The organism is Streptococcus sp. 2022WUSS135, from assembly GCF_044427045.1.
GTDB classification, from domain to species: Bacteria; Bacillota; Bacilli; order Lactobacillales; family Streptococcaceae; genus Streptococcus; species Streptococcus hashimotonensis.
The window spans coordinates 1-10,795 of the sequence record NZ_JAOTGL010000041.1 but is presented as its reverse complement, the minus strand read 5'-3'; the positions used below and the strand labels follow the sequence as shown (position 1 = coordinate 10,795).

The 10,795-nt window shown below is 40.1% G+C and carries 12 protein-coding genes; 1 reads left to right on the top strand and 11 read right to left on the bottom strand.

The window, feature by feature from the left end; translation table 11 throughout:
• Nucleotides 1–142 precede the first annotated feature (142 nt).
• From ODU45_RS09380 to tmk, 9 genes are all read right to left on the bottom strand, one after another.
• Nucleotides 143–496: an arsenate reductase family protein gene (locus tag ODU45_RS09380; protein ID WP_002935368.1), complete on the bottom strand. Its 354-nt coding sequence runs from the start codon at nucleotides 494–496 to the stop codon at nucleotides 143–145.
• Nucleotides 480–986 (bottom strand): methylated-DNA--[protein]-cysteine S-methyltransferase, encoded by a 507-nt coding sequence (locus ODU45_RS09375; protein ID WP_024415045.1) that lies wholly within the window; start codon nucleotides 984–986, stop codon nucleotides 480–482. Before ODU45_RS09375 ends, ODU45_RS09380 begins: the two co-directional genes overlap by 17 nt.
• Nucleotides 987–988: 2 nt before the next feature.
• Complete coding sequence (locus ODU45_RS09370) at nucleotides 989–2,170, bottom strand: 3-phosphoglycerate dehydrogenase family protein (RefSeq protein ID WP_398581199.1); 1,182 nt, start codon at nucleotides 2,168–2,170, stop codon at nucleotides 989–991.
• Between the two features lie 53 nt (nucleotides 2,171–2,223).
• On the bottom strand, nucleotides 2,224–2,781 hold the full coding sequence (locus ODU45_RS09365; RefSeq protein WP_136670257.1) for a GNAT family N-acetyltransferase: 558 nt from the start codon (nucleotides 2,779–2,781) through the stop codon (nucleotides 2,224–2,226).
• The gene (gene serC / locus ODU45_RS09360; RefSeq protein WP_398581198.1) at nucleotides 2,781–3,872 is read right to left on the bottom strand and encodes a 3-phosphoserine/phosphohydroxythreonine transaminase; all 1,092 of its coding nucleotides are present in this window, start codon (nucleotides 3,870–3,872) and stop codon (nucleotides 2,781–2,783) included. The genes ODU45_RS09365 and serC overlap by 1 nt, the downstream gene beginning before the upstream one ends.
• A 425-nt stretch (nucleotides 3,873–4,297) precedes the next feature.
• Nucleotides 4,298–5,161, bottom strand: coding sequence for a 16S rRNA (cytidine(1402)-2'-O)-methyltransferase (gene rsmI, locus ODU45_RS09355; protein ID WP_398581197.1), 864 nt, complete (start codon nucleotides 5,159–5,161; stop codon nucleotides 4,298–4,300).
• Between the two features lies 1 nt (nucleotide 5,162).
• A complete protein-coding gene (gene yabA, locus ODU45_RS09350) occupies nucleotides 5,163–5,480 on the bottom strand; it encodes a DNA replication initiation control protein YabA (protein ID WP_002935361.1) in 318 nt (105 codons plus the stop codon).
• 19 nt (nucleotides 5,481–5,499) lie between these two features.
• A complete protein-coding gene (locus ODU45_RS09345) occupies nucleotides 5,500–6,384 on the bottom strand; it encodes a DNA polymerase III subunit delta' (protein ID WP_398581196.1) in 885 nt (294 codons plus the stop codon).
• A complete protein-coding gene (tmk, locus tag ODU45_RS09340; RefSeq protein ID WP_398581195.1) occupies nucleotides 6,381–7,019 on the bottom strand; it encodes a dTMP kinase in 639 nt (212 codons plus the stop codon). The genes ODU45_RS09345 and tmk overlap by 4 nt, the downstream gene beginning before the upstream one ends.
• Nucleotides 7,020–7,544: 525 nt before the next feature.
• Between tmk and ODU45_RS09335 the strand changes: the two genes are divergently transcribed.
• The gene (locus ODU45_RS09335) at nucleotides 7,545–8,411 is read left to right on the top strand and encodes a YitT family protein (protein WP_398581194.1); all 867 of its coding nucleotides are present in this window, start codon (nucleotides 7,545–7,547) and stop codon (nucleotides 8,409–8,411) included.
• Between the two features lie 37 nt (nucleotides 8,412–8,448).
• On the opposite strand, the gene ODU45_RS09330 is transcribed toward ODU45_RS09335, so the two are convergent.
• Together ODU45_RS09330 and ODU45_RS09325 are read right to left on the bottom strand one after the other, a co-directional pair.
• Nucleotides 8,449–9,720, bottom strand: a complete 1,272-nt coding sequence (locus ODU45_RS09330) for a toxic anion resistance protein (protein ID WP_398581193.1) — start codon at nucleotides 9,718–9,720, stop codon at nucleotides 8,449–8,451.
• Between the two features lie 5 nt (nucleotides 9,721–9,725).
• Nucleotides 9,726–10,553: a hypothetical protein gene (locus ODU45_RS09325; protein ID WP_398581192.1), complete on the bottom strand. Its 828-nt coding sequence runs from the start codon at nucleotides 10,551–10,553 to the stop codon at nucleotides 9,726–9,728.
• Nucleotides 10,554–10,795: the final 242 nt, after the last annotated feature.

The window sequence follows — 10,795 nt, the reverse complement described above, 5'->3', positions numbered from 1 at the left end:
ATGGCTTGAACACCTTTATTGTATCGCGTTTGGAGTTTTTTGGTATAACCTTCGTCGCGCACCCGCATAGCGGGTGGTTTATTTGTCACGCACCTTACGGAGCGTGACGGACTAAAAGTCACATAATAAACAAAATCTCGGCTTATAAACCGAGATTTTCGTATTTTGTTCGATAGCCAATCTGTAAGATTTTACCATCCTGAATCAGTAGGGGACGCTTAATCAGCATACCATCATTAGCTAGAAGATTAAGTGCCTGCTCCAAGCTAAGACTATCAAACTTATCTTTCAAGCCTAATTCACGATAGCTATTACCAGAAGTATTAAAATACTTTTTCAATTCTAGTCCTGTCGCCTCCATCCAAGCTTTTAGCTCTTCAGCACTAGGCGGTGTTGACTTAATATCAATAGCTTCAAATTCCAATCCCAAACTCTTCAACTCCGCTTTTGCTGCTCGGCAAGTCGAACATTTTGGATACTCATAAAATAAAATCATCTTTCACCTCAAATTCTGGATTCTCATGTCGCAAGAGCCAGATTTTCTTATCCAGTCCACCTGCATAACCTGTCAACTGTCCTTTCTGATTGAGAACTCGGTGACAAGGAACAATAATAGAATAAGGATTACGCCCAACTGCACCTCCTACTGCCTGACCAGAACGAAGGCCCAGTTGCTGAGCCAGTTGTCCATAGGTAGTCGTCTGACCAATCGGAATCGTCTTCAATAATTGCCAGACATGCTCTTGGAAATTTGTTCCCACAGCTTCTAATGGAAGGGTTGAAAAGTCCACCTGATCCCCTGAAAAATACTTGTCAAGCAATCGAGCTGTCTGGTCTAAAATGGGATGGGAGGCTAAAATAACTTTCTCGTTCAAGCCTCGTTCAAAATATTTTTGCCCTTCAAACCAGGCCCCTCTTAATCCCTTATCACTAGCCATTAATGACATGGGGCCAAGTGGACTGTGATAGATTTGTTTATACAGCATGATTAGTTTTTATTCTGAATGACACGCACTTTGACAATTGCATCCGTTGCTTCAAATTTAGCAACCAACTGCTCAATTTTCACTTTATCCGCTTCATCCAAATCAAGTAAAGTATAGGCATAGTCACCTTTAGACTTATTGATGATATTATCGATATTGATTCCCAACTCAGATACAGCCATTGTAATCGTCGCTACCATATTAGGAATATTCTTATTAATCAAGGTAATACGATACGGGGCATCTAGGAATTGTTTCACATTTGGGAAGTTAACTGAGTTGATAATTTCACCCGTCTCCATAAAACGACGAATGGTCTGACCAGCAGCAATGGCACAGTTGAGCTCTGCTTCCTCTGTTGACCCACCAACGTGCGGGAAGACGATAATGTTGTCCTTGTTGAGCACTTCTTCTGTCCCAAAATCCGTGATATAGTTCTTGATAACTCCTGCCTCAATTGCTTCAAACAAATCAGCATTATTAACCAATTCACCGCGGGCAAAGTTTATCAAGGTTGTTCCTTTTCTCATTTGACCAAAGCTATCTGCATTGAAGAGTCCTCGTGTCTTATCTGTCAAAGGAACATGGACAGTAATGTAATCCGCATTGGTAAAGATTTCTTTCAAGTCATCCACACGTTTGACATGGCTTGAAATGGTCCATGCAGTTTCTACTGATACATAAGGGTCGTAACCGAGAACATTCATTCCCAAACGGCGGGCATCGTTGGCAATACGCGCACCAATAGCACCAAGTCCGATAACACCAAGAGTCTTACCTGAAATCTCTGTCCCAGCAAACTGTTTCTTACCTGCTTCAACCTGCTTAGGTACATCATCTCCTGACAATGTATTTGCCCATGCCGTCGCTCCGATATAGTCACGTGCTGACAAGAGAATAGAAGCAATGACTGCCTCTTTTACGGCATTGGCATTGGCACCTGGAGTGTTAAAGACAACAATACCTTTCTCTGTTGCCTCTTCGATTGGGATATTGTTAGTCCCTGCACCCGCACGGGCAATAGCTTTTAGATTTTCAGGAAAATCAAATCCATGCAAATTTTCAGATCGAATAATAAAGGCATCTGGATTTGCTGCATGATCTCCGTCAATCTGGAATTTATTGCCTAATTCCTTAAGACCGATTTGATTGATATTGTTAAAAGTACGTACGCTAAATACCATTTATTTTTACCTAAAAAGGCGGAATAGCTACCGCCTTTTCTTTCTTTATTTCATTAATTATTTCCGAGTAACCAACGGTCGTCTTCACTGATTTCCTGGTAAAGACTCCGCTCGCTCTTGTGCTTGATTTTTTGATAAGCTAGACGTTCTCCATCTATTGGGACTTTACCACAATAGACATAGCCTAATTTTTTTAGAATGTGCTGCATTGTCTTATTCTGCTCGTGGGTATCACAGCGGAAATCCGGTCCTTTTTGACCTTCAATTAAACCTTGCAAAAAAGTTTGTATGATTCCTTGACCACGAAATTCGTCAGCTGCTGCAATTCTATGAAATGTTGTATATACAGGATGATTGTGCTGCCATTTTCCTTCATATATGGCCTCATATTCTGCTTCTTGACCACGATGAACGGCGGCATAAGCTGCCACCTTACCGTCCACTAGACCAACATAACCTTGGCCAGAAAGAATATCATCAAAGATATTCTCTTTATTTGGATACTCTCCCTGCCATTGATTAATACCAGAGGTTGCTAGAAATGCGCGAGCATCTTCAAGAATATTGGCAATAGCCTCCATCTCATTTGGATGTGCTAATCTAATTTCCATTAGGCATTCTCCGCTGCAAATTTTTTCATGAATTCAATCAATTCAACCACACCTTGACGTGGGAAAGCATTATAGAGCGACGCCCGCATCCCTCCAACAGAGCGGTGTCCCTTGATGTTCTTAAAGCCTGCCACTGTCGCTTCTTTGACAAACTTGGCATCCAATTCCCCGCTTGGTGAAACAAAAGGAATATTGGCTACCGAACGCTCTTCTTTTTTACGAACAGGGTTTGTATAGAAATTAGACTGATCGATGTAGTCATAAAGCAAACCAGATTTTTCACGGTTGATTTTCTCCATCTCATCGACACCACCAATTTCCTTGACCCATTCAAAAACAAGTTTAGAAATGTAGATTGAGTATGCAGGTGGTGTATTGTAAAGTGATTCATTCTCTGCTTGAATACGGTAGTCCAACATGCTTGAAAGCATTGGTTGATCATTGAGGAAGTCCTCACGAACAATCACCACTGTCACACCAGCAGGTCCAATGTTCTTCTGAGCCCCTGCATAGATCATGGCAAAGTCTTCTACATTGTAACGAGCCGCCAAGATGTTTGAAGACATATCGCCAATAACTGGAACACCGTTGGTATCTGGAATGTCATAGACAGCCGTACCTTCAATGGTATTGTTGGTTGTCAAATGCACATAGGCTGCACTTGGATCAATATCATTTTTATCGAAGGTTGGCAATTCTGCATAGGTAATATCTTCAGTTGATCCAAGCAAAATTGGTTCAAAGGCAATTGTTTTAGACAGCTTCACAGCCTCAGTATAGGCTTTTTTACCCCATGAGCCACCTACAAGATAGTAGGCTTTCTTTCCTTGAGCAAAGTTGAGCGGAATCATGGTAAATTCCAATGAAGCTCCGCCTTGCAAAAACATAACCTTGTAATTATCTGGAATGGTCATCAATTCACGAAGCGTTGCTTCAGCACCTTTTATAATATCATCGAAGTCCTTGGAGCGATGCGACATCTCCAAAACGCTCATTCCCGAACCATTGTAGTCCAAGAATTCAGCCTGGGCGCGTTCAAGTACTGGTTTTGGCAATACTGCAGGACCTGCAGAGAAGTTGTAGATTGTCATAAAATCCCTCCATTAAGTTAGTCTGTTCATTATATCACAAATATTCAGACAATTCCATAAAATATGATTATTTTGTAAAAATATTCGGATTTCTTATATTTATTCTACTTCCTAAAGCTCCTCTTACTTTTAGCCATAAACGAAGGCGCTTGCCTCACAGGGATTTATCAGTTTTCAATGAAAATTTTATGACCAGATTTGACTGTTTGGGGAGTATCGCCAATTGTTATCTGCATATTAATTACTCAATGAAAATCAAAAATAGCCTAGGAAACGAATCCGACGATAGAACTCTGTTACCTTCTCATTTCAAGGTAACAAGCTGAAAAGATCCACTGGAACTTTTCACTCATCAAGGCTCTTGACAACGGATAATTTTGATTTTCGAAGAGTATAGTTTGCATAAACATACAAAAAACTAGGTCTTAACCTAGTCCATGATATATATCGTATACTTCTTGTTTTTTGAGTTGGTAGCGTTTGGCCACTTCTTTGATAGCCTGATTAGGTTTTATGCCACTTGCAATTTCCCTTTCTACCTCAGCCTTCAAGTCCACTTCGTCAGCAGAAGGATAGACTTCCTCACCAGCACCCTCGACAATAATCAAGCATTCTCCCTTAAGTGGATTTTCTTCCAAATACTCTAGTAATTTGGAAATGCTTCCTCTCTGGTATTCTTCGTATAACTTGGTCAATTCTCGAACAACCGTTACCTGACGATCCCCATAAACTGTCAACATATTTTCTAAGGTATCTGCCACACGATATGGAGATTCATAGAAAATTTGCGTCTCAGGATAGGTCTTTTTTTCTTGGAAAAATTCTTTTTGCTGCCCCGCTTTTCTCGGTAAAAATCCATAAAAAATATGTGGCTGGGGTGCCAAACCAGATGCAATCAAGGCTGTAATTCCTGCCGATGCTCCTGGAAGTGCTACAACAGGAATATCTTCCGCAATCGCTGCCCGTACCAGGTCATGACCAGGATCCGAAATGGAAGGCAGGCCTGCATCAGAAACTTGCGCAATGGACTGACCAGATTTGAGCCAATCAATCAAAACTGGAATTTTTTCATGGGCATTGTGTTCATGAAAGGATATTTGCTTGGTTTCTACTTTAAAATGTTTGAGTAGGAGGCCTGTGTTTCTCGTATCTTCCGCTGCAATTATATCCACCTCTTTCAAGGTCTGAACAGCTCGGAATGTCATATCCTGTAAGTTTCCAATGGGCGTTGGCACCAGATATAAAGTCCCCAAACTCGTCTGTCCCTTAAATGATTTTTGTACTTTCATCCTAATCTCGATTCAATAATTCTACACAGAACATACAAGGTTCATCATTATCCCTACGTTGACCATAAGAGAAGGTACAAATATGGAAACCATCTTCGTAAATATTCTCCAAATTCTCCTTACCAAAGTTGGAAGATTTATGGCCTGTCTTATCTTCTTTTTCCAAACGTTCGCGCAACTTGGAATTTTCCAAACGGAGGGTCGTATTTTCATCAATAACTCCCTGTAAATGCTTTTTGATAGCATCCACTTCTGCCAACGTGGTTAGAAGATTCTGCGAAAAATCATCTAGGGCATCAAAAATTTCTTTTTTATCCATTATCTCCCTTTCTTTTATTTTACAGAGTTATATACTCTAGACTATTTTGTAGACTTACGTTTGCCTGCCACATCTTCTTAGCCTTAAGAACAGCATCCATTTTTTCACGTACGTTTGCCGAGTCCATCATTTTCTCAGATAATATCAGACTCAGAAGGTCAAACAAACGTCCCTGCTCAGCTTTTTCCACAGCTAAAGACACTAGGATTCCAACTTGCAAATAAGCACGTGTAGGCTCCACCAAGAGCAAGTCTGTAAATTTCCTTGTCTGTCCCATCAAATCTAAAAAGTTTTTATTTTCTGCTAACTTTTTCGCTTCTTCTTGACTTGAAACCAGTTGAGCTAAGAGATTCGCTTGTGTTTTTAACAAGCCCTCTTCTTCTAACATTCGCTCCATGGCCGGAATATTTTTAGGAAAACCTATAATCTGTGTCCGACTCTTGATAGTAGGAAGGACAGCTTCTTCCTGATTGGTCAATAAGAAGATGTGAATGGCTGACTGAGGTTCTTCAATCACTTTTAGCAAAGAGTTGGCTGCGTTAGCATGCATTTTCTCAGCATCACGAATAATGAAAACCTGCTTATTGGATTCAAATCCAGATTGTGAAAAATTCTTAACTAATTCACGTATCGTATCTGTTTTGATAACATTTCCCTGCGGTGCAATAACAGTAAGATCTGAAAACTCATTTGCTTCAATTAGACGACAAGACCGACACTTCTGACAAGGAAGGACGCCTTCTTTCTCCTGACAAAATAACGATTGACTGAGAAAAATTGCCATATCAAAACTAGCAAAGTCACCTGAAAATAGATAGGCATGTGCCAAACGTCTCTGCTCTAAAATTGTCACAAAACGTTGAAATACACTGGGTTGTAAGTTTCTAAGTTCTTCAATATTCATGTTCTTTCTGCAAACCGTTTCTTAATGACTGCCAGAGCATCTGCAACAACAGCCTCTAGTGGCTGACTGGCATCAATCTTTACCAACCGCTCTGGTTCCTGCTCTAAAATACTAAGATAGCCTTGACGCACCCGTCTATGCATATCTGCTTTTTCCATATCCAAGCGATCCACATCACGGGCAGCATTGCGGGCAATTCGAGCCAGCCCCTCTTCTGTATCAATATCAAAATAGAGAGTTAAATCTGGTTTTAAACCATCTGTTGCAAACTGATTGAGCCAATGAATGTCATCTATAGCCAAACCCCGTCCAAATCCTTGATAGGCAATAGAGGAATCGATAAAACGATCAATCAAGAGCAATTTCCCCTGTGCCAAGGGGGGAAGAATCTTTTCTTTCAAATGCTGACGTCGTGCTGCAATGAACAATAACAGCTCCGTCTTATCATCCATCGCTGTATTTGCAGGATTCAGAATAATATTGCGAATTTCTTCTGCAATAGCCACTCCACCTGGCTCTCTAGTTATGACTACTTCTGGCCCCAATTCCTGCAAGGCTGGCAATAACTGTTGCAATACAGTTGTTTTTCCAGCTCCATCTGGGCCTTCAAATGTAATAAAAAAACCGTTTCTCATCTTTCCCTCGCTCTTAGAACCTGTATGCACAATTCAGCACTTCCATCTAAGGCTAGTTTTTCAACTAATCTTCGTTAGTTTTTTCAAAATACAGTCAGTATTCCCTCAAAAAAACTGCCTTGATTAGCGAAAAACTATCTCTTATAGTCGTTTAGTTTACTTTTAGTACTTGCTCCAACAATCTGAGAGATAGTTGGAGCTGTGCGGGGGTGGGAGTAAAATAGTCCAGTGAACTATTTTAGCCCGAGCCAACTGCTTGGAAGTGAGGGGAACTCTTTTTAGACCAGTCGAGTTCTTTCCCACTCCCGTTTGAACTTGAAAATAAGGAAACGACGCTTCCTCGCTCGTTGAAGTAATAAAAGAGAAACTAAATGACCATATATACAAGCACTTCACTTGTGAATACTGGTTCTTAGATATTCATTCCATTTTACCAAAAATTAGTCAAAAAATCACTTGAAAATTGACTTGTTTTTAAGGAGAAAATCTTTTAAAATTGATATATACACATATTCGGAGATGCTTATGGTTCGTTTGAAAAATATTTTACTTATTTTGCTTGGTGCAGGGCTATTTGCCTTTGGGCTAAATTATTTAATCATGCCCAATCGTCTATTCGAGGGTGGCGCAACTGGATTGACGCTGATTATTTACTACTTTTTTCATATTCAACCTTGGATAATGAACATTGTGATTAATATTCCATTGTTCATCCTCGGATGGAAAATACTCGGAAAGAAGACTCTCTATCTCAGTATCTTAGGAACCTTTAGCGTTACCTTTTGGTTGGCCATTTTTGAAAAAATCCATTTTTCAATCAATCTACAACAAGATTTGATACTCGTTAGTATCCTTGGTGGGATTCTTATGGGACTAGGATTAGGAACCATCTTCCGTGCTGGGGGAACGACTGGGGGAAGCGATATTATTGCTCGTATCGGTCATAAATTCCTACCTTACTCCATTGGACAAATCATTCTTGCAGTCGACATCCTCATCCTAACTCTGATTGTTATTGTTTTTAAAGACCTCCGAACAGTTCTATATACTTTAATGATGGTTGCTATTGCTTCCAAGGTTATTGATTTTGTCACGGAGGGCGGATATGGTAGCAAGGGAGTTATGATTGTTTCCCAAAAATCTGACCAATTGGCTCAGGCTATTGATTATGAAATCGAGCGTGGTGTCACCTTTATCAAAGCACAAGGTTTCTACAGCAAAGCCGATGTCAACATGATTTACTCAGTCATATATAAGAGCCAACTCCAAGAGATGAAGGAGCTTATTCATCGCATTGACCCCCACGCATTTATCACCATTACAGACGCACATGAAGTACTCGGTGAGGGATTTACTTTAGATCGAGATAAAAAACCAATAGAACGCCATTAAATAAAACCTGCAGTTTCGCTAAACTGCAGGTTTTATATTATTGATTGGTTTCAAGTGGCTGCTCTGCCTCAGACTGTGCTTCTTTTCCTTGTTCCAGCAAAGCAGCAATGATTTTTTGATCGCGTAGCTTAACAGAATCATTGATAGTCTCTGCAGACCGTACAATAGCTGCTTCCAACTCCCGACGTTTCTGACGCCCTTCATCTATAGCTGCAATAATGCCATTGTTTTGGGCAACCAAGCTTTCTGCCAATTTGGTAACAGATGCTACTGAAAGGGTCGGATTCTGAGCTGTGCGTTCCATCATCGGAACGGCTTCTTTTGATGTATTCGCAAGCATTTGAAGGGCAGCATTATTAGCATTGACAATCGCATCTGCCGTCTGGCTAGACTTGATAGATTGTTGTAAGATGCCCAACTGTGCAATGGATAATTTCATTGTTGGAATAGTATTGCGACGTAACATCCCAAGGCGCTGTTTCATATCCGAAGAAACCTTGACCAGATTACGCATCTGCGGTGTCGTTGTCCACGCGACATATAAGCGACTCATATACTCAGAATGTTGTTGCTCGAGGATATTAGCAACCTCTGTTACACGTGCCAACTTCTCAGAAGCTACTTGATAATCGACTGTAGTCGGTACTAAAGTTGCGAGGTTCTCTTGTGCCAATTTTGCACGCTCTGCAGCCTCCTGACCAGTCGCTTCAATAAAGGCGATGACCCCCACCAAATTCTCGATAGACTTGGTATTATTTTCAATCAAAAGCTCTGCAGAAACAATATTGCGTGCCAACACTTCTTCCTGCTTGACCACACTGGCTGCCATGCTATCCATTTTCTTTTCAATGGTCTGCGAATCAAAATAAAATTCCTGCAAATCATTCTTGGTCTGCTTGAACAGGCGTTGGAAGAAACCTGGTTTCTTTTCTAATTCAGCAGTTGTGGAAATGTCCTTATACTTAGCCACAAAGCCATTCAATTCACGGTTGGTATTGGCCAAAAGCTCATCCACCTGTGGAATTTCAATCTTCTTCTGTTCTGACAAAATGTGATTAACCGTGGCATTGACTTCTTCTACCGCTTCCTTACCAAAATCCAAGAGGGCATTTTGATTAGCTAAGAAGTTATCCACCAATTGTGGTGCTTTAGCGCGAATGCCTGTCTGTTGTTCTGGGGTCAATTGAGCCAAGAAAGAAACTTTTGAATTATCTCCAGTCGGAGTCGCTTGAATAAGCTCTGTTGTCTTATCTTTGGTTGATAAACTATTATTAGCAATCTGATCAATATCGAAATTAAATCCTGACATCTTCTCTATTCCTCTTCTCTTTTCATCATACGCAGACTGACTTCAAAATCTTTCATATCCGCTTCGTTAAATTGTTTGATGGTATCATCCAAATCCTTATCAAAAATTTCCATGGCTGATTTTGCCTGCACCAATCGTTCTTCTGCGTTGAAATAATCTTTCGGTGATTTTTTGATTTTCAAATAGCCCTGTAAAATATCGTTAAACCGACTCATATTGGCCTCATGGATAGCTGTCAATTCTTCCCTCTTATCTGTCGCCTTTTCCAGCTTTTCAAGAATAACAAGATTGTCTCTTTGAATATTACAATAGGTTTCTAGAATTTCAGGAGCTAAATCCGCTATCATGCCTTGTTCATCCATCACAGCATTACCACTAGTAGAAACCTGTGTGTCAGTATTTTTTTCTGTTTTAGCTTCTGGCAGTTTTAAATGATATTTTAGTTGCAAGGTATCTACAACTTCTTTACTTTCATATCCTTTCAGATATTTTCCAACTTTTTGATAGAGCTGATCTAATTCAAATAATTGTCCTAACAGTCTGCTTCGCAACTGTAACACAACCTTATCCTCACCCTTTTCCACCAAGAGCTCTTGATGCTTTTCATAGCCCGAACGAATAGATAGCGCTAATACCTGCAAGCGTTTTATAGAATCTCTATTCAAAAAACGCTGGATAGCCTCTCTCTTGTAAAAATAGCCAATTAAAAGTCCAATGGGCAATAAGATATACCAGAAACTCATGACAAAACCGATTGCCAATAAAACAAGGAGGGCCGCAAGTCCTGAATTATTTTTACCATATTTCTTATACTTTTTATATTTGTGCCCCATAGAGCCTCCTCATACATGATATACTTTATTATATCACATTCCCCTAAAATACTAGAATGATAGCTAAAGAAAAAGAGACTGGGCAAAAACTAGCCAGTAAATAAAAAACACAGACAGATTGAGCTGATTCTGATGAAATTCAGCCGAACTGTCTGTGTTTTTCTTTCTGCTTCTACTATCTTGGACTAATTTCTTAGCCAATTTCGTGAGATTCATGCTCATTAGGAGGAATCCTATCTCAG